General features: G+C 71.8%; 17 protein-coding genes and 1 pseudogene. 7 read left to right on the top strand and 11 right to left on the bottom strand.

Translation table 11 applies throughout. The annotated features are described in order from the left end of the window. Window positions 1–102: 102 nt before the first annotated feature. Entirely contained in the window at window positions 103–1,551 is a 1,449-nt protein-coding gene (gene ngcE, locus ACFXMG_RS19060; RefSeq protein ID WP_383819317.1) for an N-acetylglucosamine/diacetylchitobiose ABC transporter substrate-binding protein, read from the bottom strand. Window positions 1,552–2,076: 525 nt separating this feature from the next. On the opposite strand from ngcE, the gene ACFXMG_RS19055 reads away from it, so the two are divergent. Continuing rightward, window positions 2,077–3,024, top strand: a complete 948-nt coding sequence (locus ACFXMG_RS19055) for an FG-GAP repeat domain-containing protein (protein WP_383819315.1) — start codon at window positions 2,077–2,079, stop codon at window positions 3,022–3,024. Window positions 3,025–3,105: 81 nt separating this feature from the next. On the opposite strand, the gene acnA is transcribed toward ACFXMG_RS19055, so the two are convergent. Further along, window positions 3,106–5,820 (bottom strand): aconitate hydratase AcnA, encoded by a 2,715-nt coding sequence (acnA, locus tag ACFXMG_RS19050; RefSeq protein ID WP_383819313.1) that lies wholly within the window; start codon window positions 5,818–5,820, stop codon window positions 3,106–3,108. Window positions 5,821–6,172: 352 nt separating this feature from the next. Here acnA and ACFXMG_RS19045 point away from each other — a divergent pair, with 352 nt between their 5' ends. Then, on the top strand, window positions 6,173–6,529 hold the full coding sequence (locus tag ACFXMG_RS19045) for a VOC family protein (protein ID WP_383819311.1): 357 nt from the start codon (window positions 6,173–6,175) through the stop codon (window positions 6,527–6,529). Between the two features lie 96 nt (window positions 6,530–6,625). Next, window positions 6,626–8,155, top strand: a complete 1,530-nt coding sequence (locus ACFXMG_RS19040) for a helix-turn-helix domain-containing protein (protein ID WP_383819309.1) — start codon at window positions 6,626–6,628, stop codon at window positions 8,153–8,155. Between the two features lie 74 nt (window positions 8,156–8,229). On the opposite strand, the gene ACFXMG_RS19035 is transcribed toward ACFXMG_RS19040, so the two are convergent. Next, window positions 8,230–9,783: an MFS transporter gene (locus ACFXMG_RS19035; RefSeq protein ID WP_383819307.1), complete on the bottom strand. Its 1,554-nt coding sequence runs from the start codon at window positions 9,781–9,783 to the stop codon at window positions 8,230–8,232. A gap of 433 nt (window positions 9,784–10,216) precedes the next feature. On the opposite strand from ACFXMG_RS19035, the gene ACFXMG_RS19030 reads away from it, so the two are divergent. The 3 genes from ACFXMG_RS19030 (at window position 10,217) to ACFXMG_RS19020 (ending at window position 13,470) form a co-directional block, all read left to right on the top strand. Then, window positions 10,217–11,878: an AMP-binding protein gene (locus ACFXMG_RS19030; protein ID WP_383819305.1), complete on the top strand. Its 1,662-nt coding sequence runs from the start codon at window positions 10,217–10,219 to the stop codon at window positions 11,876–11,878. A 9-nt stretch (window positions 11,879–11,887) separates the two neighbouring features. Next, on the top strand, window positions 11,888–12,709 hold the full coding sequence (locus tag ACFXMG_RS19025) for a PaaX family transcriptional regulator C-terminal domain-containing protein (RefSeq protein ID WP_383819304.1): 822 nt from the start codon (window positions 11,888–11,890) through the stop codon (window positions 12,707–12,709). Window positions 12,710–12,948: 239 nt separating this feature from the next. Continuing rightward, a complete protein-coding gene (locus tag ACFXMG_RS19020) occupies window positions 12,949–13,470 on the top strand; it encodes an ATP-binding protein (RefSeq protein WP_383819302.1) in 522 nt (173 codons plus the stop codon). On the opposite strand, the gene ACFXMG_RS19015 is transcribed toward ACFXMG_RS19020, so the two are convergent. From ACFXMG_RS19015 to ACFXMG_RS18985, 7 genes are all read right to left on the bottom strand, one after another. Next, a complete protein-coding gene (locus tag ACFXMG_RS19015; RefSeq protein ID WP_383819300.1) occupies window positions 13,424–14,857 on the bottom strand; it encodes an amino acid permease in 1,434 nt (477 codons plus the stop codon). The genes ACFXMG_RS19020 and ACFXMG_RS19015 overlap by 47 nt on opposite strands. Window positions 14,858–15,048: 191 nt before the next feature. Next, window positions 15,049–16,056, bottom strand: a complete 1,008-nt coding sequence (gene argF / locus ACFXMG_RS19010) for an ornithine carbamoyltransferase (protein ID WP_383819298.1) — start codon at window positions 16,054–16,056, stop codon at window positions 15,049–15,051. Window positions 16,057–16,276: 220 nt separating this feature from the next. Beyond that, window positions 16,277–17,509 carry an arginine deiminase gene (locus tag ACFXMG_RS19005; protein WP_383819296.1) on the bottom strand — a complete coding sequence of 411 codons (1,233 nt, stop codon included), beginning with the start codon at window positions 17,507–17,509 and terminating at the stop codon, window positions 16,277–16,279. Window positions 17,510–17,648: 139 nt separating this feature from the next. Continuing rightward, complete coding sequence (locus ACFXMG_RS19000; protein ID WP_383819333.1) at window positions 17,649–20,216, bottom strand: polynucleotide kinase-phosphatase; 2,568 nt, start codon at window positions 20,214–20,216, stop codon at window positions 17,649–17,651. 26 nt (window positions 20,217–20,242) lie between these two features. After that, entirely contained in the window at window positions 20,243–21,730 is a 1,488-nt protein-coding gene (locus ACFXMG_RS18995) for a 3' terminal RNA ribose 2'-O-methyltransferase Hen1 (RefSeq protein ID WP_383819295.1), read from the bottom strand. 585 nt (window positions 21,731–22,315) lie between these two features. Continuing rightward, window positions 22,316–23,302, bottom strand: a complete 987-nt coding sequence (gene mmuM, locus ACFXMG_RS18990) for a homocysteine S-methyltransferase (RefSeq protein WP_383819293.1) — start codon at window positions 23,300–23,302, stop codon at window positions 22,316–22,318. Between the two features lie 4 nt (window positions 23,303–23,306). Next, the gene (locus ACFXMG_RS18985; RefSeq protein ID WP_383819291.1) at window positions 23,307–24,230 is read right to left on the bottom strand and encodes an LLM class F420-dependent oxidoreductase; all 924 of its coding nucleotides are present in this window, start codon (window positions 24,228–24,230) and stop codon (window positions 23,307–23,309) included. 251 nt (window positions 24,231–24,481) lie between these two features. Between ACFXMG_RS18985 and ACFXMG_RS18980 the strand changes: the two genes are divergently transcribed. Further along, on the top strand, window positions 24,482–24,790 hold the full coding sequence (locus ACFXMG_RS18980) for a hypothetical protein (protein WP_383819290.1): 309 nt from the start codon (window positions 24,482–24,484) through the stop codon (window positions 24,788–24,790). A 251-nt stretch (window positions 24,791–25,041) separates the two neighbouring features. Here the strand turns inward: ACFXMG_RS18980 and ACFXMG_RS18975 are convergent. Continuing rightward, window positions 25,042–25,509, bottom strand: a pseudogene (locus ACFXMG_RS18975) (DUF6099 family protein); the annotation flags it as partial. Window positions 25,510–25,530: the final 21 nt, after the last annotated feature.

Here is a 25,530-nt window from a genome sequence, read left to right as displayed (position 1 = left end):
TCCGAACCGACCCCGATCTCCGGCGAAGGACGCGCGCCGCGGCGCCGCGCGCCGAGGGGCCGGGGCCCGCTCCCGGTCGGCGGGAAGGGGCCCCGGCACTGCTCACTGGTGCTTGTAGTGCTTGATGTTCGGGTCCGCGGCCGCCTCGTCGGCGAACTTCTGGATCTTCTTGATCGTCTCGGCCGGGGTGGCGCGGCCGGCCATCATCTCGCCGATGCAGGCGACGCCGATCTTCTCCTTCTGGAGCGCCACGTACCAGTCCTGGAGGCGGGGGTTGACCACGTTGGTGCCGGCCTTCTCCAGGGCCGCGACGCCGGACTTGAGGCCCGGGGAGAGCTCGATGCCGTCGGTGCCGCCGTTGAGCGCGCTGAGCGACTTCACGGACTGGGTGAAGCTCTTGGAGGACGCCTCGCTGAGCATGATGCGCAGCTGCTCCATGGCGCCCTCGGGGTTCTTCGCCTTCGCCGGGACGATGAAGGGCTCGCCGCCGGCCGCCCAGATGGTGCCGAACGGCATCTTGTCGGAGGAGTCGAGGCCGGTCGGGGCGGAGACGGCGAGGCCGAAGTCGGCCGGCATGGTCTTCGCGGCCTCGTTCTCGACCCAGGAGCCGTTGGGGAGGAAGAGGGCCTTGCCCTCGGTCCAGGCGGTCTGCGACTGGATGTGGTCGAGGCCGGGGGTGCCCTGGAGGATGTAGCCCTTCTTGAAGAGCTCGTAGTACGCCTCGAAACACGCCTTGACCGCGGGGTGCTCCCAGGCCTTCGGCTCCAGGTTGTCGATGGCGTCGAGGACCTCGCGGCCGCCGACCTTGCCGATCATCGGGTAGAGCGAGAAGGGGAGGTAGTACGGGTGCTTGCCCGCGTACGTCCAGGGCGCGATGTTCTTCTTCTTGGCCTTCTCGCAGACGGCCAGCATCTGGTCCCAGGTCTCGGGGTACTCGGCGTCGAGCGAGTCGAGCGCCTTCTGCGAGTACCACACGCCGTAGACGGTGTAGGCGTAGTTGAGCATCCAGCAGGGCTCGCCGTCGAACTGGCCCATCTCGATGATGCCGGGGCGCAGGGTGTCGCGGACCTTCTTGCTCGGGTCGTCGACGGAGGGCGCGTCCAGGAGGGGGGTCAGGTCGGTCAGCTGCTTCTGGCCGACGAGGACGCCCATGTCCATCTGCTCGGCACCGGAGTTGTCGATGAGGTCCGGCGGGTTGCCGCCGTTGAACCGCGGCTGGAGCTCGGTGGTGATCTTCTGCGTCGGGGTGAACTTGACCTTGGCCTTCGGGTGGGCCTGCTCGTAGAGCTTGATCGCGTCCTTGGCGTACTGCTGCCCGAAACCGCCGTCGAAGAGGTAGAAATCGAGCTCGGCCGACTCATTGACCCCGAGGGGGTTCTTGTCGGACTTGACGCCCTTCTCGACCTTGTCGTTGGTCTTGCCGCCACCGCTGGCGCAGGCGGAGAGAAAGCCCATGGCCGGGACGGAGATCAGACCGACAGCGGCGGAACGCTTGATCAGATCACGACGGCCGAGGCCGCCCTCGTTCGAGTGGGCGGAGGTGGATCCCATGCTCAAGTCCTCGCCTTCATTCAGGACTCAGGCGGTGTACCGGTCGCCCGTACTTCGTCTCGCCACCGGCGAAGGGCCCCGCCACCGCGGTCATTTGCAGCAGGTGCAGCTGGGTCGTGCAGGCGTCGGGCCGACGCCGGAAGGATCCGACGGGCTGGACGCCGACAGGTATAGTCCACTTCCCTCGGCGGGAGCAAGATCGAAAGCAGCATTCCTCAGGCATCTTTCCCGAGTTGAGACCTCGGGGATTTCCCCGGCACCTCCGCCGGAAGCCTGCCCGGCACTCTCGGAACACATCCCTCCGCCATGCCTTCACTAGATGAATGGTCCATTCGCAAACCGGCGAAACGGGCGGCCCCTCAAGGAAGTTGGCGCATGGCCGGAACCGCGCGGGCGTAGGGACCGTCTTCCTGTCATGTACGGAGTCACTGCCGGGCGGGCGGAAACGGGGGAAAACCCGCCGAACCGGGCCGAGTTCGGTGGTGTTCCGTCCCTTCCTGTCATCGAATCTGATCTGGAGATCACGTGGCCAAGACTTCTGGCCTGAACCGCACGGGCGTACTCGCCCGTGTCACCGTCGCCGCGCTGACCGCCGCCCTGGTGGGCACCACGACGGCCGCGGTGGCGGCGGAGCCGGGCGGCTCGGCGTCCACCCCTCCGGCGGCAGCGCAGTCGGACCGCGCGTCCGCCTCCGCGGCCTCCGCGACCGCCGCCGCCTCCGGGGCCGCGCTCAACAACCTCTACGGCTGGCACACCAACGGCGACGTCATCGGCTACACCCCCGTCGGCGGCGGCACCATCCAGAAGATGGCCGGCCGCCAGGGCTGGGGCTGGGTGGGCTACAAGAACTTCACCCAGGCGGACACCGACGCCCGGATCTCGAGCGAGGGCTGGTACCACGCCGACGGCTGGTACGCGGTCAACAGCGCGGGCCGGCTCCACTTCGCCGGCGGCGGCCCGGTCCGTGACCTCGGCGGCGGCTGGAACATGTACAACAAGGTCGTCTCGGCCGGCAACACCGGCGGCGGCGCCCCGGACGACGTCCTGGCCCGTGACGGCGCCGGTGTGCTCTGGCACTACCTGGGCACCGGCAACGCCGGCCTGACCCAGCGCTACCGCGTCGGCCCCGGCTGGAACGCCTACAACCAGATCGCGGGCAAGGGCGACGTGACCGGCGACGGCCGCGCCGACGTCGTGGGCCGTGACGGCAGCGGGGTCCTGTGGCTGCACAAGGGCACGGGCAACTACCGCGCGCCCTTCGCCCCCCGCGTCCGCGTCGGCGGCGGCTGGAACACGTACAACTACCTGTTCTCCCCCGGTGACCTGACCGGTGACGGCCGCGCGGACCTCGTCGCCCGCAACGGCGCCGGCGCGCTGTTCCTGTACAAGGGCAAGGGCAGCGCGTCCTCGCCGTACACCGCCCCCATGAAGATCGGCACGTCGGGCTGGAACGGCTTCCGCGCGATGTTCTGATCCACCCCCGCACAGACGGAAGGGCCCCGCTCCTCGTGAAGAGGAGCGGGGCCCTTCCCGCTTGCTACCGGATCAGGGGCGTCAGCCGCGGATCAGGTTGCGGAGCACGTACTGCATGATGCCGCCGTTGCGGTAGTAGTCCGCCTCGCCGGGGGTGTCGATGCGGACGACCGCGTCGAACTCGACGCCCGTGTCGGTGGTGACCTTCACCGTGCTCGGGGTGGTGCCCTCGTTCAGCTCGGTGATGCCGGCGATGGAGAAGGTCTCCTCGCCGGTCAGGCCCAGCGAGTCGGCCGACTGGCCGGCCGGGAACTGGAGCGGGAGGACGCCCATGCCGATGAGGTTCGAGCGGTGGATGCGCTCGTACGACTCGGTGATGACGGCCTTGACGCCCAGGAGCGCCGTGCCCTTGGCCGCCCAGTCGCGGGACGAGCCGGAGCCGTACTCCTTGCCGCCCAGGATGACCAGCGGCGTACCGGCGGCCTGGTAGTTCTGCGAGGCGTCGTAGATGAACGACACCGGACCGTCCGCCTGGGTGAAGTCGCGGGTGAAGCCGCCCTCGGTGCCCGGCGCGATCTGGTTGCGCAGGCGGATGTTGGCGAAGGTGCCGCGGATCATGACCTCGTGGTTGCCTCGGCGCGAGCCGTAGGAGTTGAAGTCACGACGCTCCACACCGTGCTCGGTGAGGTACTTGCCCGCCGGGGTGTCGGCCTTGATCGCGCCGGCCGGGGAGATGTGGTCGGTGGTGACCGAGTCGCCGAGCTTCGCGAGCACGCGGGCGCCCGTGATGTCGGTGACCGGGGTGGTCTCCATCGTCATGCCCTCGAAGTACGGGGGCTTGCGGACGTAGGTCGACTCGGCGTCCCACTCGAAGGTGTTGCCGGTCGGGATCGACAGCGCCTGCCACTGGGCGTCGCCGGCGAAGACGTCCTGGTAGGACTTGGCGAACATGTCCTCGCCGATCGCGTTGGCGACGACGTCGTTCACCTCGGCCTCGGAGGGCCAGATGTCCTTGAGGAAGACCGGGTTGCCCTCGGTGTCGACACCCAGCGCGTCCTTGGTGATGTCCACCTTCATGGAGCCCGCGATGGCGTACGCGACGACCAGCGGCGGGGAGGCCAGGTAGTTCATCTTGACGTCGGGGTTGATGCGGCCCTCGAAGTTACGGTTGCCCGAGAGCACCGAGGTCACGGCCAGGTCGTGGTCGTTGACCGCCTTGGAGACCTCCTCCGGCAGCGGGCCGGAGTTGCCGATGCAGGTGGTGCAGCCGTAGCCGACGAGGTTGAAGCCGACCTTGTCGAGGTACGGGGTGAGACCCGCCTTGTCGAAGTAGTCGGTGACGACCTTCGAGCCCGGGGCGAGGGTGGTCTTGACCCACGGCTTGCGGGTCAGGCCCTTCTCCACGGCCTTCTTCGCGACGAGCGCGGCGGCGACCATGACGTACGGGTTCGACGTGTTGGTGCAGGAGGTGATGGCCGCGACCGTCACCGCACCGTGGTCGAGGGTGTAGGTCGAGCCGTCGGGGGCGGTGACCTCGACCGGGTTCGACGGGACGCCGTTGGAGACGGCCGGGGAGTCGGAGGCCGGGAAGGACTCCTGGCCCGCCTCGTCGGCGGTGGAGACGTAGTTGCGCACGTCCTGGGCGAACTGCACGGCGGCGTTCGCGAGGATGATGCGGTCCTGCGGGCGCTTCGGGCCGGCGATCGACGGGACGACCGTGGAGAGGTCGAGCTCCAGCTTCTCGGAGAAGTCGGGCTCGGCCTTCGGGTCCAGCCAGAGGCCCTGCTCCTTGGCGTACGCCTCGACGAGCGCGACCTGCTGCGCGGAGCGGCCGGTGAGCTTGAGGTAGTTCAGGGTCTCGCCGTCGATCGGGAAGACCGCGGCGGTGGAACCGAACTCCGGCGACATGTTGCCGATGGTGGCGCGGTTCGCGAGCGAGGTGGCGGCGACGCCCTCACCGTAGAACTCGACGAACTTGCCGACGACGCCGTGCTTGCGCAGCATCTCGGTGATGGTGAGCACCAGGTCGGTGGCGGTGGTGCCGGTGGGCAGCTCGCCGGTGAGCTTGAAGCCGACGACGCGCGGGATCAGCATGGAGACCGGCTGGCCGAGCATGGCGGCCTCGGCCTCGATGCCGCCGACGCCCCAGCCGAGCACACCGAGGCCGTTGACCATGGTGGTGTGGGAGTCGGTGCCGACGAGGGTGTCGGGGTACGCCTGGCCGTTGCGGACCATGACGGTGCGGGCCAGGTGCTCGATGTTCACCTGGTGGACGATGCCGGTGCCCGGGGGGACGACCTTGAAGTCGTCGAAGGCGGTCTGGCCCCAGCGCAGGAACTGGTAGCGCTCCTTGTTGCGGCCGTACTCCAGCTCGACGTTCTGCGCGAAGGCGTCGTTGGTGCCGAACTTGTCGGCGATGACGGAGTGGTCGATGACCATCTCGGCCGGGGAGAGCGGGTTGATCTTCGCCGGGTCGCCGCCGAGCGCGGCGACGGCCTCGCGCATGGTGGCGAGGTCGACGACGCAGGGGACACCGGTGAAGTCCTGCATGATCACGCGCGCCGGCGTGAACTGGATCTCCTGGCTCGGCTGGGCCTGGGAGTCCCAGTCGCCGAGCGCCCGGATGTGGTCGGCGGTGATGTTCGCGCCGTCCTCGGTGCGGAGCAGGTTCTCCAGGAGGACCTTCAGGCTGTAAGGGAGGCGCGCGGAGCCCTCGACCTTGTCCAGCTTGAAGATCTCGTACGACTCGTCGCCCACGCGCAGCGTGCTGCGGGCGTCGAAGCTGTTCGCCGACACGACAGTCTCCTTCATCAATGTGCGCGTACTACCGTCATGCTGCCGCCACGGCTTCTCGCCGATCCGCTAAGGCAAGGCTAAGTTAGGTAACCCTTACCGGGGAGGCGGCCGCAGTGCGCCGTCAGCAGTTATCTCGATGTCGAGATAACTCTAGTGCATCCCCGGCCGTCGGTCATGCCCGGCCACCCTCCGATCTCACGTGGCGTTGCCGGGGACGATGGCGATCACCGCGCGATCGGGGGGTGGGCGGCGCGGGCGACCGCGGCCCGCACCGAACCCCGACCGCCCCACTCCCCACCCGTCCGGCCGCGCACGCGTTGCCGGGCGGTGGGGGCGGGCTGACGATCGAGGCATGTTCAGCGGCGCGCACGTCATCCTCTATACCCGGGACGCGGAGGCCGACCGGGCCTTCCTCCGGGACATCGTCGGCTTCCCGTACGTGGACGCGGGGCAGGGGTGGCTGGTCTTCCGGCTGCCGCCCGCCGAGGTCGCGGTCCATCCGACGGAGGGCGAGCCGAAGCACGAGGTCTATCTGATGTGCGAGGACCTCACGCGTACCCTCACCGCCCTGGAGGACAAGGGCGCGGAGATCTCACGGGCCATCACCGACCAGGGGTGGGGACTGCTCGCGGCGGTACGGCTGCCGAGCGGTACGGAGCTGCCGCTGTACGAGCCGCGACACCCCACGGCGCTCGACCTCCTCACGTAGCCCAAACCGGTCATATAACCTCATCCGTAACGACACGTCACTCGGATGCCTCACCCCAATGATCGTCGCATCTCATATCTGAGATAACGTGACGGCATGGCAGACGACTACCTCGTACGCATCGGCAAGCTCATCCGTGACGCACGGCAGCACCGGGGCTGGACCCAGACGCAGCTCGCCGAGGCCCTGGCCACCAGCCAGAGCGCGGTCAACCGGATCGAGCGCGGCAACCAGAACATCAGCCTTGAGATGATCGCCCGCATCGGCGAGGCCCTCGACAGCGAGATCGTGTCCCTGGGCTACGCCGGCCCGATGCACCTCCGCGTCGTCGGCCGCCGCCGGCTCTCCGGCTCGATCGACGTCAAGACCAGCAAGAACGCCTGCGTCGCGCTGCTCTGCGCCACCCTCCTCAACAAGGGCCGCACGGTGCTGCGCCGGGTCGCGAGGATCGAGGAGGTCTTCCGCCTCCTGGAGGTGCTGAACTCCATCGGCGTCCGCACCCGCTGGATCAACGACGGCGTGGACCTGGAGATCGTGCCGCCGGCCGAGCTGGACATGGAGTCCATCGACGCCGAGGCCGCCATCCGCACCCGCTCCATCATCATGTTCCTCGGCCCGCTGCTGCACCGCCTGGACCGCTTCAAGCTGCCGTACGCCGGCGGCTGCGACCTCGGTACGCGCACGATCGAGCCGCACATGATCGCGCTGCGCCGCTTCGGCCTGGACATCACCGCCACCGAGGGCCTCTACCACGCACAGGTGGAGAAGGCCGTGGCCCCGGACCGCCCGATCGTCCTGACCGAGCGCGGCGACACGGTGACCGAGAACGCGCTGCTCGCGGCCGCCCGCCACGACGGCGTGACGGTCATCCGCAACGCCTCCTCCAACTACATGGTCCAGGACCTGTGCTTCTTCCTGGAGGCGCTCGGCGTACGGGTCGACGGCGTCGGCACCACCACGCTGACCGTGCACGGCGTCCCGGAGATCGACGTCGACGTCGACTACTCCCCCTCCGAGGACCCGGTCGAGGCGATGAGCCTCCTCGCCGCGGCCGTCGTCACCGAGTCCGAGCTCACGATCCGCCGCGTCCCGATCGAGTTCCTGGAGATCGAGCTGGCGGTCCTGGAGGAGATGGGCCTCGACCACGACCGCTCCGCCGAGTACGCCGCCGACAACGGCCGCACCCGCCTCGTCGACCTGACGGTCCGCCCCTCCAAGCTGGAGGCGCCGATCGACAAGATCCACCCGATGCCCTTCCCGGGCCTCAACATCGACAACGTCCCCTTCTTCGCGGCCATCGCGGCCACCGCCCAGGGCCAGACCCTCATCCACGACTGGGTCTACGACAACCGCGCCATCTACCTGACGGACCTCAACCGCCTGGGCGGCCGCCTCCAGCTCCTCGACCCCCACCGCGTCCTGGTGGAAGGCCCCACCCGCTGGCGAGCCGCCGAAATGATGTGCCCCCCGGCCCTCCGCCCCGCGGTAGTAGTCCTCCTGGCCATGATGGCCGCCGAAGGCACCTCCGTCCTCCGCAACGTCTACGTCATCAACCGCGGCTACGAAGACCTGGCGGAACGCCTCAACTCGGTGGGCGCCCAGATCGAGATCTTCCGGGACATCTGAGCCCACCTCCACCGATGGTTCACGCAGAAGGCCCCGCCGTCCCGGCGGGGCCTTCGCGCGCGCAGGGGGACTCGTCACCCGCCCGGCATCACTCCCCCGCCCTTCAACCGTTCGAGGTCGGAGGCTCGGGTTTCGATGACGAAGAGGGCTATCAGGGCGGCGAGTACGGCGAAGATCGCGGCTGTGACGAAGCCTGCCGAGACGCCGGAGGTGAGGATCTGGTCGGCGTAGGGCGGTGGGAGTTCGCCGGTGCGGGCGAACTCGGCCTTCTCCAGGGGGCCCGCCTGGGAGAGGAAGGCGGGGACCTGTTTGTCGGCCTCGTTGCGGCTGTACGTGCCGAAGACGGTGACCAGGATCGACAGTCCGAGCGAACCTCCGACCTGCTGGGTCGCGTTGAGGAGGCCGGAGGCGGCGCCGGCCTCGCGCTGCTCGACGTTGGACAGCGCCATGATGGTCAGCGAGACGAACATCAGGCCCATGCCGAGGCCGAAGACCAGGATCGGTCCGAGGATGCTGCCGCCGTAGGTCGAGTGCACATCGGTGAGGGTCAGCCAGGAGAGTCCCGCCGCCGCGAGCAGTGAACCCGTCACCATGAAGGGTTTCGGCCCGTAGCGGGGCAGCAGGCTGGAGGTCAGGCCGGCACCCACCGCGATGATCGCGCTGACCGGCAGGAAGGCGAGGCCCGTGCGCAACGGACTGAAGTCCAGCACCTGTTGGACGAACAGGGTCAGGAAGAAGAACATCCCGAAGATCGCCGCCGCGAGGCAGAGCATGATCGCGTAGGTGCCCGAGCGGTTGCGGTCGGCGAACATGTGCAGGGGTGTGATGGGCTGTTGCGAGCGGCGCTCGATCAGGATGAACGCCGTGAGCAGCACCACCGCCGCGACGAACGAGCCGATCGTGAGCACATCGCGCCAGCCCTCCTGGGCGGCGCGGATGAAGCCGTACACGAGGGCGACCATGCCGAGGGTGGCCGTCAGCGCGCCGGAGAGGTCGAAGTGCCCGGGATGGCGCTCGGACTCCTTGACATGACGAGGCGTCAGCAGCGCGATGACCAGGGCAATGGGCACGTTGACGAAGAAGATCCAGCGCCAGTCGAGCCACTCCACCAGCATGCCGCCGGCAACCAGTCCGATCGCGCCGCCGCCCGCCGAGACGCCCGCGAAGACCCCGAACGCGCGGTTGCGCTCGGGGCCTTCGTCGAAGTTCGAGGTGATGAGGGCCAGGGAGGTCGGCGAGGAGATGGCGCCTCCGACGCCCTGGAGGGCCCGGGCGGCGAGGAGTTGCCACTCGCTCTGTGCCAGACCGCAGAGCAGGGAGGCGAGTCCGAAGAGCAGGACGCCGAAGATGAAGACCCTGCGCCTGCCGAGGATGTCGCCGGCACGGCCGCCCAGCAGCAGGAGACCGCCGAAGGTCAGCGTGTAGGCGTTGACCACCCAGGCCAGACTCGTGGTCGAGAAGTCCAACGAGCGCTGGATGTCCGGAAGCGCGATGTTGACGATCGTGATGTCGAGGACGACCATCAGCTGGCACGAGGCGATGACGAAGAGGGCGATGCCCTTGCCGTCGCCTTTGCGGGTGGAAGTCGGGTCCACCGCCGGAGTCGTCGGCTTAGGTGTATTGCTCATGATTCGTTCATGGCGCGTCGCGCCTTCACCACAGGAGCCGTGGGCCGGTCGGTCCACCTTTCGACCCTAAGCCCGGCCCCCGGACGCGACCAGTCGATCAAGCGGCGGCCCATCCCTCCGGCACGGCACCGGCGCCGAGTTCGCCGCGCGCCTCCCGATCCCGCGCCCGATCCCGCTCCCGATCCGGCTCAGTTCGTCTGAGCCTGACCCCACGCTTACCCCCCGCCTCGCCTACCCCCGCCTCACGCCAGGTCGCCCGCGTCGAATCGGGTGAGAATGCGGACATGTGGGCCCTCTCCGACGCCCTCGGGCGTCCCGGTCACCGTCACCGCCGCCGTCGCCCGTCCGGACCAGGCAGTGCGATGCCGTCGACCTGTCCCGGATCCGTGACGTCCGTCACTCACACGATACGCCCCCGCAAGGGAGCCGCAGCGTGGAACTGACCCCCTCCGGCCACGTCGACGGCTTCGCGCGCGACCGGCTGCCGCCCGCCGCGCAGTGGCCGCGGCTCGTCTTCGAGCTGCCGGAGCTCGCCTACCCCGAACGGCTCAACTGCGCCGCCGAACTCCTCGACACCACGGCGGAACGGTTCGGCGCCGGACGGCCCGCCTTCCACGACGGGGACGGCGGCACCTGGAGCTACGGGGAGCTGCGCGGGCACGTGGACCGGATCGCCCACGCGCTCACCGGCGGGCTGGGGCTGCGGCCCGGCAACCGGGTGCTGCTGCGCGGGCCCACCACGCCCTGGCTCGCCGCCTGCTGGCTCGCCGTCGTGAAGGCCGGCGGGATCGCCGTCGCCGTACCGGCGCAGCAGCGGGCCGCCGAGCTCGCCTTCGTCGCCGAGACCGCCGCCTGCTCCCTCGCGCTGTGCGACGCGGGCGCGCTCGACGAGCTGGTGGCCGCCCGCGTCCCGGGCCTGGCGGTCGTCCCGTACGGCGGCGACGGGCCCGACGACCTCCTCGCCCGCGCCGGGCGCCTGCCCGCCCGCCCCTACCCGGCGGCGGCCACGGCCGCCGACGACGTGGCGCTGATCGCCTTCACCTCCGGCACCACCGGCCGCCCCAAGGGCTGCGTCCACTTCCACCGCGACGTCCTGGCCGCCGCCGACACCTTCTCCGCGCGCGTCCTGCGGCCCCACCCGGACGACGTCTTCGCCGGCTCCCCGCAGCTCGCCTTCACCTTCGGCCTCGGCGGGCTGCTGGTCTTCCCGCTGCGCGCCGGCGCCAGCGCCGTACTCCTGGACCGGGCCGGGCCCCAGCAACTGCTCGCGGCGATCGGCCGGCACCGGGTCTCGGTGCTCTTCACCGCGCCCACCGCCTACCGGGCGATGCTGGGCCTCCTCGGCGCCGGCTCCGCCGCCGACCTGTCCTCGCTGCGCCGCTGCGTCTCGGCCGGCGAGAACCTGCCCGACGCCGTCTGGACCGCCTGGTACGCCCGGACCGGACTCCGGCTCATCAACGGCATCGGCACCACCGAACTCCTCCACATCTTCGTCGCCGCCGCCGACGCCGACAGCCGCCCCGGCACCACCGGCCGCCCGGTGCCGGGCTGGCGCGCCGCCGTCCTCGGCCCGGACGGCCTGCCCGTGCCCGACGGCCGGGAGGGGCTGCTCGCCGTCCGCGGCCCGGTCGGCTGCCGCTATCTGGCTGACCCCCGCCAGACGGAGTACGTACGCGACGGCTGGAACCTCACCGGCGACCGGTACGTCCGCGAGCCCGACGGCCGCTTCCGCTACGTCTCCCGCGCCGACGACATGATCATCTCGGCCGGGTACACGATCGCCGGCCCCCAGGTGGAGGAGGTGCTCCTCGGCCATCCGGATGTCGTCGAGACGGCGGTCGTGGGCCACCCCGACCCCCTGCGCGGCCAGATCGTCGTCGCCTACGCGGTGGTACGGGACGGGGTGCCGCGCGACGCGGCCACCGCGGCGGCGCTGCGCTCCTTCGTCCGCGCCCGCCTCGCCCCGTACAAGTCGCCCCGCGCGGTCGTCTTCCTCGACGTGCTCCCCCGCACCGCCACGGGCAAGCTCCAGCGCCACCGGCTGCGCACCCCCCGGCCGGGGGCGGACCCGCCGGGCCCGCGCGGCACGGCCTAAAATGATCACGTGGCCGAGCAGCACACCCCCCGTTCCCTGATCGTCTCGCTCTACGGCGCCTACGGCCGACCGTCGGAGGAGACGCCGATGCCGGTGGCCGCGCTCATCCGGCTGCTCGCGGCGGTCGGCGTGGACGCCCCCTCGGTGCGCTCCTCCGTCTCCCGGCTCAAGCGGCGCGGCCTGCTGCTGTCGCGCCGGACCCCCGACGGCTCGGCCGGATACGCGCTCTCCGACGACGCCCGGCGGCTCCTGGAGGACGGCGACCGGCGGATCTACGCCCGTACGGAGCCGTCCCTGGCGGACGGCTGGGTCCTCGCCGTCTTCTCCGTCCCCGAGCAGGAGCGGCACAAGCGGCACCTGCTGCGCTCCCGCCTCGGCCGGCTGGGCTTCGGGACGGCGGCGCCGGGCGTGTGGATCGCCCCGGCCCGGCTGTACGAGGAGACCCGCAACGCCCTGGAGCGGCTCGACCTCTCCTCGTACGTGGACTTCTTCCGCGGCGACCACCTCGGCTACACGGCGACGGCGGAAGCGGTGTCCCGCTGGTGGGACCTGCCGGCCATCGCGCGGCTGCACGAGGAGTTCCTGGCCGGCCACGAGCCGGTCCTCGCGGCCTGGCGCGCGGCCCCCGGCACGGTGGAGGACGCCTACCGCGACTACCTCCTCACCCTCGATGCCTGGCGCCGGCTGCCGTACGCGGACCCGGTCCTGCCGCCCGAGCTCCTCCCGGCGGACTGGCCGGGACAGCGCTCGGCGGAGGTCTTCGCCGCGCTGCACGCATTGTTGTGGGAGCGGGGAGCGGAGTACGTACGGACGGTGGAGAAGGACCTGTAGGGCGACTCGGCGGGTCGTCGGCCTGTCGACTTGTCGGGTCGTCGGCGCGGAGGCTCGGCGGCGCAGCGCGGCGGCTCGTCCAAGGTCCCGCCCGGGTGGGGACCTGGGTCCCGCCGGGACGGGGAGGGGGGCTCTGTGGCCGAGAATCGCCCCCCTATATGGTTGAAAACAGGATGTCTCGGGTCGTCCCCCGTCCCCCGCGCCCGCCCCATCACCCCCGGCTAAGGGAGCCCGCCCCCATGCCCGACGTCACCGGTCCAGCACCCGCCGCGCCCGGGGCCTGCTGGCGCATCCAGCTGCCCCGTACGACCGCCGCCGTCCCCATCGCCCGCGCCCTGGTCCGTACCGCACTCGGCGAGATCGCCCCCGCCGCGCCCGAACCCGAACTGTTCGAGTCGTCCTCCGCGCCCTTCACGCCCGGCCGGCCCGACCGCGACACGGCGGAGCTGCTCACCGCCGAGCTGGTGGCCAACGCGGTCGAGCACACCTCGGGCGAGGGGGCGATCGAGCTGGTCGTGGAGCTGCTGGCGGCGCCGGGCGGCTGTCAGATCGAGGTGCACGACCCCGATCCGGCCGGCCCGGGCGAGCTGGTCTGTCCGGACCCGGACGCCGCGGTCGACCCCTGGCAGGAGCACGGCCGCGGGCTGCTGTTGATCCGGGCGCTCAGCAGCGACTGCGGCCACCGCCCGACCGCGCACGGCAAGGCGGTCTGGTTCACGCTCCCCCGGGTTCCCTCCCAGCGGGGTCCGCGGCGGGCGTGAGCGCGAGGCGGGAGTTGCGGCGCCCGTAGACCGCGTACAGCACGGACCCGGCGACGAGGAAGCAGGCGAAAACCAGCCAGGTCCGCCAGCCGGTGCCCCAGATGAGGTAGAGGCAGAAGCCGATGCCGAGGAGCGGGCTCAGCGGGTAGAGGGGCACCTTGAAGGAGCGCGCGAGGCCGGGTTCGCGGCGGCGCAGCACCAGGACCGCGAGGTTGACCACGACCATGATCGCCAGGGTGCCGATGGTGGTGAGTCCGACGACGACGTCGAGCGGGGCGAAGGCGGCCGGGACGGCGAAGACGGCGGCGACGATCCAGGTGTTGGCGACCGGCGTGGCGGTCTTCGGCGAGACCCGTTCGAGGACCCGGGGCATGAGGCCGTCGCGGGACATCGCCATCAGGATGCGGGTCTGGCCGTACATCACCGCGAGGACGACGGAGGCGATGGCGACGACCGCGCCGAAGGCGATGACGCCGCCGCCGACGCTGGAGCCGGTGACCTGGTCGACGATGAGGGAGAGCGCGGCGGGCTTGCCGGCGACCTCGTCGGCGCCGAGGGCGCCGATCGCGGCGAGGGCGACCGCGCAGTAGAGCACGGTGACGATGCCGATGCAGATGAGGATCGCGAGCGGGATGTTCCGGCGCGGGTTCCTCACCTCCTCGCCGGCGGTGGTGATCGCGTCGAAGCCGATGTACGAGAAGAAGGCGACCGAGGCGCCGGCCGTGATGCCGCCCATGCCCTCCGTGGCGAACGGCGAGAGGTGCCCGGCCTCGAAGGCGGAGAAGCCGATCGCGCAGAAGACGATCAGGATGCCGATCTTCAGGATCGACATGGCGGCGGTGGCGCGGGCGCTCTCGCGGACGCCGCGGACCAGCAGCGTCGCGGCCATCAGGATGACGATCACGGCGGGGAGGTTGATCACGCCGCCCTCGGCCGGGCCCGCGGCGAGCGCCTCGGGCAGCCGCAGGCCGGTGACGCTGTGGAGGAGTTCGTCGAGGTACTGGCTCCACCCGACGGCGACCGCGGAGACGGAGACGCCGTACTCCAGGAGCAGGCACCAGCCGACGAGGAAGGCGGCCCGTTCGCCGAGGCTCGCGTACGCGAAGGAGTACGACGACCCGGAGACCGGGATCGCGCCGCCGAGCTCCGCGAAGGAGAAGGCGGTGAAGACGCAGGTGATGGCGGCGAGGACGAAGGAGACGACGACCGCGGGACCCGCCTCGGCGACGCTGTCGGCGAGGCCGACGAAGATGCCGGTGCCGACGATCGCCCCGACGCCGAAACACACGAGCTGGAAGAGGCCCATGGTGCGTTTGAGGCTGTGGCCCTCAAGGTCGGCGCCGGATTCGGCGATCAGCTGCTGGGGGGACTTGATCCGCGAAAACATGCGGCGCTTCTCATCTCTGGTCTTGCATGTCCGGTCGTGCAGCATGCGTCAGGGGGGTTCGGGCATGTATGCCCGAACCCCCCTGAACGATGCGATCCCCGACTTTAGACCGCGCCCCGCATATTCACCCAATCGGGCGCAAAGCTATGCCGAGACTGAGCCTGAGCCTGAGCCTGAGCCTGAGACGAGATCTATCCCCGGTCGGCCAGCGTGGCGACGAGGACCGCCTTGATGGTGTGGAGCCGGTTCTCGGCCTCGTCGAAGACGACCGAGTGCTCCGACTCGAAGACCTCGTCGGAGACCTCCAGCTCGGTCAGACCGTGCCGGTTGTGGACCTCGCGCGCGACCGCCGTGCCCAGGTCGTGGTAGGCGGGCAGGCAGTGCAGGAACTTCACGCCCGGGTTCCCGGTGGCGCGCAGGACGTCCATGGTGACGGCGTACGGGGAGAGCGCGGCGATCCGCTCGTCCCACACCTCCTTGGGCTCGCCCATCGAGACCCACACGTCGGTGACGACGAAGTCGGCGCCCCGGACCCCGTCGGCGACCGACTCGGTGAGGGTGAGGGTGGCGCCGCTCGCCTCGGCCAGTTCGCGGGCGGCGGCGACGACCTCGTTCGACGGCCAGTACGCCTCGGGCGCGACGATCCGCACGTCCATGCCGAGCAGCGCGCCGGTCACGAGGTAGGAGTTACCCATGTTGAAGCGGGCGTCGCCGAGGTACGCGAAGGTGATGCCCTCCAGCGGCTTGTCGCTGTGCTCGGTCATGGTGAGCACGTCGGCGAGCATCTGGGTGGGGTGCCAGTCGTCGGTCAGACCGTTGAAGACGGGGACGCCCGCGAAGGCGGCGAGCTCGTCCACGGTGGCCTGACTGTCGCCCCGGTACTCGATGCCGTCGAACATCCGGCCGAGGACGCGGGCGGTGTCCTTCACCGACTCCTTGTGCCCCATCTGCGAGCCGGAGGGGTCGAGGTAGGTGGTGGAGGCGCCCTGGTCGGCGGCGGCGACCTCGAAGGCGCAGCGGGTGCGGGTGGAGGTCTTCTCGAAGATCAGGGCGATGTTCCGGCCGCGCAGCCGCTGCACCTCGCTGCCCGCCTTCTTGGCCGCCTTCAGCTCGGCGGCGAGGTCGACCAGACCGCGGAACTCCTCGGCGGTGAAGTCCAGCTCCTTGAGGAAGTGGCGGCCGGAGAGGTCAAGGGCCATGGCGGGCGCTCCTGGGGGTACGTGGGGTCGGGACGGGTACGACGGGACACTGGAAGTCTATACATAGCCCAGCATGCTTATACAGCCCCCAGGACCTGTCCAAACAGCCCTGCCCGTACGGCCCCGGCCCCGGCCCCTGGCCATGATGTCTCGTACGGCCCCGGCTGTACGGCCCCGGCCGTACGCCCCCGGCCCACACGGCCCCTCGTACCCCGCCCGCTCACACCGCGTCCCGCACCACGGGGCAGCTCATGCAGCGCGGGCCGCCCCGCCCCCGCCCCAGCTCGCTCCCCGGGATCTCGATCACCTCGATGCCCCGCTTCCGCAGATGCGTGTTGGTCGTCACGTTCCGCTCGTACGCCACCACCACGCCCGGCTCCACCGCCAGCACGTTGCAGCCGTCGTCCCACTGCTCCCGCTCCGCCGCGTGCACGTCCTGCGTGGCCGTCAGCACCCGCACGTCCTGGAGCCCCAGCGCCGCCGCGATCGCGCTGTGCATCTGCTCCGGCGGATGGTCCGTCACCCGCAGCGCCTGCCCCTCGTCGCCCGGCTCGATCGTGTACGAGCGCAGCATCCCGAGGCCCGCGTACTGGGTGAAGGTGTCCCCGTCCACCATCGTCATCACCGTGTCCAGGTGCATGAACGCCCGCCGCTTCGGCATGTCCAGCGCCACGATCGTCCGCGCCGAACCCGCCGCGAACAGCCCCCGGGCCAGCATCTCCACCGCCTGCGGGGTCGTCCGCTCGCTCATCCCGATCAGTACGGCGCCGTTGCCGATGACGAGCACGTCGCCGCCCTCGATCGTCGACGGATAGTCCGCCTGCCCCTCCGACCAGTGGTGGAACGGGCCCGCCTCCGGGCCCGTGAAGAGCGGATGGTGCTTGTAGATCGCCTCGAAGTGCACCGTCTCGCGCTGCCGCGCCGGCCACTTCATCGCGTTGATCGACACCCCGTCGTAGATCCACGCCGAGGTGTCGCGGGTAAAGAGGTGGTTCGGCAGCGGACCCAGCACGAAGTCGTCCAGCTCAAGAGCGTGGAAGCGGACCGACGTCGGCTCCCGGTGCGCCGCCAGGAACTCCCGCTTCGTCATCCCGCCCACCAGCGCCTCCACCAGCGCGCCCGTGTCCAGCGAATCGAACGCGGCCCGCAGATGGTCGGCGGCGAGCGGCCCGTACTCCTTCTCGTCGAAGACCCGGTCCAGGACCAGCGCCCGCGCCGCCGGCACCTCCAGCGCCTCCCCCAGGAGATCGCCGAAGAGATGCACCTCGACGCCCCGGTCCCGCAGCACGTCCGCGAAACCGTCGTGCTCCTGACGGGCCCGCCGCACCCACAGCACGTCGTCGAAGAGCAGAGCGTCCTTGTTGGTCGGGGTCAGCCGCTTCAGCTCCAGATCGGGGCGATGGAGGATCACGCGGCGGAGCCGGCCGGTCTCTGAGTCGACATGGAATCCCATGCGCCCATCCTGACGGAGCGAACGGCCGCGCGCGTCGGAAGCGCACGGCCGAATTCCGCGCCGCAGCAAGGGCGGAGGAGCGGCTCGCCCGCCGCCGGTCCCCCCTCCCCCGCACCTACAACCTCGGATCCACCGGCTCCTACAGCCTCGGATCCACCGGCTCCGACTCCAGCGCCAGCACCGCGAAGACCGCCTCGTGCACGCGCCACAGCGGCTCGCCCGCCGCCAGCCGTTCCAGCGCCTCCAGGCCGAGGGCGTACTCGCGCAGGGCGAGCGAACGCTTGTGCCCGAGGTGGCGCTGCCGCAGCCGCTCCAGGTTCTCCGGACGGGTGTACTCGGGGCCGTACACGATCCGCAGGTACTCCCGGCCCCTCACCTTCACGCCCGGCTGCACCGGCCGGCCGGAGCCGTCCCTGACCAGCGCGGCGAGCGGCTTCACGACCATGCCCTCGCCGCCCGCGCCGGTCATGTCCAGCCACCAGTCGGTGCCCGCGCGGACGGACTCCTCGTCGCCGGTGTCGACGACGATCCGCCGCGTCACCTGGAGCAGCCCCGTCGGATCGTGCTCGACGAGCCGGTCCAGCCACCCCAACTGCGTGTCGTGCGGGACGTCCGCGAGCGACCGCCCGCGCACCGCGAGCAGCTGGAACGGCGCGAACCGTACCCCTTCGAGCCCCTCCGTCGGCCAGCAGTACCGCCGGTACGCCTCCGTGAACGCGCCCGCGTCCGCCGCCCGCTCCCGCTGCGCCGCGAGCAGCCCGTCGAGCCCCTCGACCCCGCGCGCGACCGCCGACTCCAGCGCCCGTACGGCCTCCGGGAGCACGGCGGCCGACGCCGCGCCGACCGCCGCGTACTGGTGGCGCAGCAGCCCGCCCGACTTCAGCGACCACGGCATCAGCTCGCCGTCGAGCAGCAGCCAGTCCGTGTCGAGCTCGTCCCAGAGCCCGGCCGCCCCGATCGCCGTCCGCAGCCGCGCCAGGACCTGCTCGGTGGCGGTGTCGTCGTCGAAGAACGGCCGGCCGGTCCGGGTGTGCAGCGCGCCCGTCGGCCCGTCCACGCCGAACCGCTCCCGGGCCGCGTCCGCGTCCCGGCAGACCAGCGCCACCGCCCGCGAGCCCATGTGCTTCTCCTCGCACACGACCCGCCCGACCCCGTCCGCCCGGTACTGCGCGAACGCCTCCGCCGGGTGCTCCAGATAGCCCTCGGCCCGCGCGGTCGGCGTCGGCGCCATCGTCGGCGGCAGGTACGCGAGCAGCCGGGGGTCGACCGCGAACCGGCTCATGACCTCCAGGGCCGCCGCCGCGTTCTCCTCCCGCACCGCCACGTTGCCCAGGTGCTGGGTCTCCACCGTCCGCCGCCCGTGCACGTCGGCGAGGTCCAGCGGCCGGCCCTCGTGCCCGCCGGGCGCCTCGGACGCCAGCGGCCGGACCGGCTCGTACCAGACCCGTTCGGCCGGTACGTCGACGAGCTCGCGCTCCGGCCAGCGCAGCGCGGTCATCCGCCCGCCGAACACCGCGCCGGTGTCGAGACAGATGGTGTTGTTGATCCAGGACGTCGTCGGCACCGGCGTGTGCCCGTACACGACCGTCGCCCGGCCCCGGTAGTCCTCCGCCCACGGGTAGCGCACCGGCAGCCCGAACTCGTCGGTCTCGCCGGTGGTGTCCCCGTACAGCGCGTGCGACCGCACCCGGCCCGACGTACGGCCGTGGTACTTCTCCGGCAGACCGGCGTGGCACACCACCAGCTTCCCGTCGTCCAGGACGTAGTGGCTGACCAGCCCGTCGATGAACCGCCCGACCTCCTCGCGGAACTCGGCCGGCTCGCGCTCCAGCTGCTCGACCGTCTCGGCGAGCCCGTGCGTCTGCTGGACCTTCCGGCCCTTCAGCCAGCGCCCCAGCTTGTTCTCGTGGTTGCCCGGCACGCAGAGCGCGTTCCCGGCCGCCACCATGCCCATCACCCGGCGCAGCACGCCCGGCGAGTCCGGCCCCCGGTCGACGAGGTCGCCGACGAAGACCGCCGTACGCCCCTCCGGGTGCTTGCCGTCCACATAGCCGAGCCGCCCGAGCAGCGTCTCCAGCTCGCTCCGGCACCCGTGGATGTCACCGATGATGTCGAACGGGCCGGTCAGGTGGCGCAGATCGTTGAACCGCCGCTCCAGCCGCACCTCCGCCGCGTCCACCTCGGCGGCCGACTTCAGGACGTGGACCTTGCGGAAGCCCTCCCGCTCCAGACCCTTCAACCCCCGGTGCAGTTCGCGCCGGTGACGGGGAATCACATGATCCGGCATGCCGGCCCGGTCGGCCCGCAGCGCGTTCCGCTCCCGGCACACCGACTCCGGCAGGTCGAGCACGATCGCGATCGGCAGCACGTCGTGCTCCCGCGCCAGCTGCACGAGCTGCCGACGCGCCTCACGCTGCACGTTCGTCGCGTCGACGACGGTCAGCCGGCCGGCGGCGAGCCGCTTGCCGACGATGTAGTGCAGCACGTCGAAGGCGTCCCGGGACGCCGACTGGTCGTTCTCGTCGTCCGCGACGAGCCCCCGGCAGAAGTCCGAGGACACCACCTCGGTCGGCTTGAAGTGCCGCCGCGCGAAGGACGACTTCCCGGACCCGGTCGCCCCCACGAGCACGACGAGGGACAGATCGGTGACGGGCAGCACCCGCCGCTTCCCGTCGGGGTCGGCCGCCGTATCGATGGTGTCGTTCATATCGGTCGTATCGGTTGTATCGGCGCTCATGCCCGGTCCCCCTTCTCCCTCTTCGTCCCATCGTCATCCGTCGCCGTGCGCGTGAACACGGCCATCTGCGTCGGCGCGCCCACCTCGGGGTCGTCCGCCCCGACGGGCGCGAACGCCACGCCGTACCCGTACCGTCCGGCCACACCCGCGGCCCACTCCCGGAACTCCGCCCGGGTCCACTCGAAGCGATGGTCGCCGTGCCGGACGTGCCCGGCGGGCAGCGACTCCCAGCGCACGTTGTACTCGACGTTCGGCGTGGTCACGACGACCGTACGGGGCCTGGCCGCGCCGAACACCGCGTACTCCAGGGCCGGCAGCCTCGGCAGGTCCAGGTGCTCGATCACCTCGCTCAGCACGGCCGCGTCATAGCCCGCGAGCCGCCGGTCGGTGTACGCGAGCGAGCCCTGCACCAGCTTCACCCGGGCGGCCTGCCGCTCACCCATCCGGTCCAGCCGCAGCCGGCGCGCGGCGACGGTCAGCGCCCGTACCGACACGTCCACGCCCACGATCTCCGTGAACCGGACGTCCTTCAGCAACTCCTGCACCAACTGACCCTGACCGCAGCCCAGATCGAGGACCCGGGAGGCACCGGCGGCCCGCAGGGCGGCCAGGATCGCCGCCCTCCGGTGCTCGGCGAGCGGCACCGGCCGCTCCTCCGTGTCGCTCGCCTCGTCCACGGCGTTGTCGACGTCCTCGACGTCGAGCCCCTCGGCCTCGGCCAGCCGGACCAACTCCAGCCGCTCCGACGCCTCCCGGGCGAGGCTCCGCCGACGCGACAGATAGCGCGTGGTGATCAGCTCACGCCGAGGATGCGCCGCCAGCCAGCCCTCACCGGCCCGCAGCAACTTCTCCACCTCGTCGGGCGACACCCAGTAATGCTTGGCGTCGTCAAGCACAGGCAGCAGCACATAAAGCTGGTTCAGCGCATCCGCCAGCCGCAGCCCGTCACCCTCCAGCACCAGCCGCACATACCGCGAGTCCCCCCACTCGGGGAACTCCGCGTCCAGCGCGATCGGCTCGACCTCCACCGCCGCCCACCCCAACGGCCCGAACAATTCCCGTACGAGCTCCGCCCCGCCCCGCGCCGGCAGCACCGGCACCTCGATCCGCAACGGCAACGGCTCCGCCGCCCGCCCGGGCAACGCCCGGCACACCCCGTGCAACGCCGTCTTGAACACCTGCGCCATCGCGACGGCGAGCAACGACGAAGCGGCATAGGGCCGGTCGTTCACATACTGCGCAAGCGCGGCATCCGGCGCCCCACCCCGCCCCTTCCCCTTCCCCCGGCGCACCAACGCCACAGGATCCACCTCCAGCAGAAGCGCCGCAGTACAACGCTCCGCCGAAGCCTCCGGATAAAGCACATGCGCAACCCCACAAGAGGTCGAGAACGCCTGCGCCCGCCCAGGATGCTTATGCAGCAGAAAACCAAGATCGGTAGCAGGAATCTCCGGGCTGCCGGTAGTACTGATCGTCAAGAACACAACCCGAGTATGAGCGCCCCACCCAGACCTCTACCAGGCAATTTCGGCGCGCGCGGCGAGGTGGGTGGGGGAGCTGGTGACGGGGTGGCGGCCGGGCGCGGGTGGCGGCCGGATGCGGGTGGCGGCCGGGCGCGGGTGGCGGCCGGATGCGGGTGGCGGCCGGGCGCGGGTGGCGGCATGGCGGACGCGCCGGTGGGGGCGCGGGACGGGGGTGGGCGCGGTGATGGGGGCGCGGGGCGGGAGTGGGCGCGGTGGCCCGGGTGTCGGCCGGGGACAGCGGGCGGGGCGCTGGTCGTTGGCGAGGCGGGCGCGCCGGAGGGGCGGTGGTCGGGGGGTCGCGGGCGCGCTGGCCCGGGTTGCCGGCCTGGCCTGGCCGGGGCGCGGGCGGAGGCGCCGCTCGCGGTGCCGGCCGAGGCGCGGGCTGCAACACCGGTCCGAGCACCGGCAGGGGCGCAAGCCACACCAGCTGGGGCGCCGATCGGAGCACCGGCCGCGGCGCTTGCCGCGGCACCGGCGGGAGGGGAGGAGGGTGGGACGGCCGCCCGCCAGCCCGCCCCCGATCCACCGGGCCCACCCCGCCACCACCTAGAGCGTGGGCCGCCGCCGCTCGCGTCCGGCGAGGGCTGCGACGGTCTTCGGGCCCACCCGGCAGCAGCCACCGATCAGGCGGGCGCCGGCGGCGGCCCAGGTGGCGGCGAGGTCCGGGGCGGCGGCGGGGCCGTACGCGGACGGACCGCGCCAGCCTCGGGCGTCGGCGTCCCACCGTTCGCCGCTGTTCGGGTAGACGACGGCCGGTCTGCCGGTCGTGGCGACGGCCGCGGCGACCGCGTCGGCGGCCTCGGCCGGGTCGCAGCAGTTCACCCCGACGGCCACGACCTGCTCGTTCCCCGCCGCGACCGCGAACGCCTCCGCCAGTCCCTGCCCGGCCCGGGTCCGGCCGCCCGTGACCGTGTACGACAGCCAGACCGGCACCCCGCACCCCTCGACCGCCCGCAGCAGCGCCTCCGCCTCCACGGCGTCCGGCACCGTCTCCAGCACCAGCACGTCCGGCGCGGCCGCCGCGAGCGCCTCCACCCGCGGCCGGTGGAACGCCACCAACTCCCGCACCGACAGCCCGTACCGCCCCTGGTACTCGCTCCCGTCGGCGAGCATCGCTCCGTAGGGCCCTACGGAGGCCGCCACCCACACCTTCCGCCGTGCCGCCCTCTCCGGGGGCCCCTCCCCCACCCCCACCCCTCCCTCCCCCACTCCCCCCTCCCCCGGTTCCGCCGCCGCCCGGGCCAGGGCGACGCTGCGGGCCAGGAGGCCCGCGGTCGCCCTGCGGTCCAGCCCGTGCCGGGCGAAGCCCTCGTACGTGGCCTGGTAGCTGGCGGTGATCAGCACCTGGGCACCGGCCCGGACGTAGGCCGTGTGGGCCGCCTCGATCTGCTCGGGCGCGTCGGCGAGCAGTCGCGCCGACCAGAGCGCGTCCGGCAGGTCGCAGCCCTGGGCCTCCAGTTGGTTGGAGAGCCCGCCGTCGAGGACGAGCACGCCGTCGGCGAGGGCCTGGGCGAACGTCCGGTCCGGTGCCATCGGCTCAGCCCAGCTGCGGCGCGACCTGCGCGGAGATCAGCTCCAGGTGGTCCAGGTCGTCCAGGTCAAGGACCTGGAGGTAGACCCGGGAGGAGCCGATCGCCGCGTAGCGGCCGAGCTTGTCGGCGACCTCGGCGGGCGAGCCCGCGAGACCGTTGGCCTTCAGTTCGTCCACGTCCCGGCCGATGGCCGCCGCCCGGCGCGCCACCTCCGCGTCGTCCTTGCCGACGCAGACGACCAGCGCGTTGGAGTACACGAGGTCGCCGGCGGGACGTCCGGCCGCCTCGGCCGCGGCACGGACGCGGCCGAACTGCCGCTCGGTGTCCTCCAGGGACGCGAACGGGATGTTGAACTCGTCCGCGTACCTCGCCGCCAGCCGGGGCGTACGGCTCGCCCCGTGGCCGCCGATCAGGACCGGGATCTTCCGCTGGGCGGGCTTGGGCAGTGCGGGCGAGTCGGTGAGACGGTAGTGCTCCCCTTCGTACGAGAACGTCTTGCCGACCTCGGTCTCCCACAGGCCCGTGACGATCGCCAGCTGCTCCTCCAGCCGGCCGAACTTCTCCTTCGGGAACGGGATGCCGTACGCGGTGTGCTCCTCCGCGAACCAGCCCGCGCCGAGGCCGAGTTCGACCCGGCCGCCGGACATCTGGTCGACCTGCGCCACTTGGATGGCGAGGACGCCCGGCAGCCGGAAGGTCGCGGCGGTCATCAGGGTGCCGAGACGGATCCGCCGGGTCTCCCGGGCGAGGCCCGCGAGGGTGATCCAGGCGTCGGTGGGTCCGGGCAGTCCGTCGGCCGAGCCCATGCGCAGATAGTGGTCGGAGCGGAAGAAGGCGTCGAAGCCGAGGTCCTCGGTGGCGCGGGCCACCTTGAGGAGGGTGTCGTAGTCGGCGCCCTGCTGGGGTTCCGTGAAGATGCGAAGATCCATGCCTCCATCCTGCACCGTCGGGTGCGTGTCAAGCCGTGCGTCAGCGCGCGGCGCCGTCCGGCCCGGTCGGGTGAATATCCGTCCCCTCTGGCGGGACGCGTCACCGCTGGACAGTGACCGTGACCGGGCGCCGTCGTTGGCTCGGGCGGAGCCGGACCGCCCGGCCCGCGTGCCGGCGGCCGCAGCCGGTGCGTCGTTCTTCTCCCGTGGTCCCGTCCGAACCGGCCGGGGTCCGGGGCGAGGAGGCCGCGATGTCCCAGGAAGCCGCGTCGGAACAGGCGCTGCCCGAGCAGCACGTGCCGCAGTCCGTGCCCGAGCAGCAGGCTCCGGGAGCCCCGAAGGGTCTGCTCCAGCAGATGGAGGAGCTGATGGCGGCGCTCTCCGCCGACCTCTCCCAGCTGGACGCCGACCTCCAGTCCACGGCGGAGCGCCTGGAGCCGGAGGCCGCCGACGAGGACGGGCACGCCGGTCTCCACGACGGCCCCGACGCAGGCCCCCACGTCGACCCCCACGCCGGTCTTCACGACGGCCGGCACGACGGCGGTCCCGGAGTGCGCTGACGCGCCGACCGAGCGCCTTCCTCCCCCGTCCCCGTCCGGGCCTGGGACCGTCACCGGTCCCGGGCCCGGTCGCGCTCCCGCCCCCGTTCCCCGTCGCGCGCTCCGTTGTTCTCCCCTTCGCGCACCCCGTTGCGTTCTTCCTCCCTGCCCGTTTCCCTGCCCGTTTCCCTGCCCGTTTCCCTGCCCGTTTCCCGGCCGGGCTCGGGGGCCGGGCGGGGGGTGGGGGGCCTGGGGTGCGGGGTGGTGGGCAGGGGGCCCGCTCGGCCCCGGGGCGGGTCGGGAGGGCGGGCCCGGCCCTGTTCGCGGACGTCGAGGCGGCGCAGCATGCCCCGGACGCGGTCGCCGGCCTCGTCGGCGGCGTCGATGGCCTCCATGCACTGCCAGTACAGGCCCTCGTCGTCGGTGACCGAGGCCACGCCGACGAGGGCGATGCCGACCTCCCCGAGGAGCTCACCGAGGGCGGTGAGCGCCGAGCGCGGGTCGCCTACCTCGGAGAGCCGTGCGGCGCGCGGTCCGGCCGCTCCCCACGTCGGGTACTCCCCCGCCTCGCTGAGCCCCCGTGCCTCACCGCGCAGCTCCAGCGGTCCGCAGAGCGCGAGGTGACTCCCTATGGCCTGGGCGAGGGCCCGGGCCTGCCAGGCTTCCGCCACGATGTCGTGTGCCGTCCCACTCTCCGCCAGCGCGCGCAGGCCGGCCTGGACGAGCCGCTCCGCTTCCATCAACTCCGCCCCCGTTCGTAC

It is taken from the genome of Streptomyces sp. NPDC059201, assembly GCF_042754585.1.
Lineage (GTDB): Bacteria > Actinomycetota > Actinomycetes > Streptomycetales > Streptomycetaceae > Streptomyces.
Note: the sequence above shows the minus strand (reverse complement) of the source record. Positions and strands in the feature narration are given on the sequence as shown.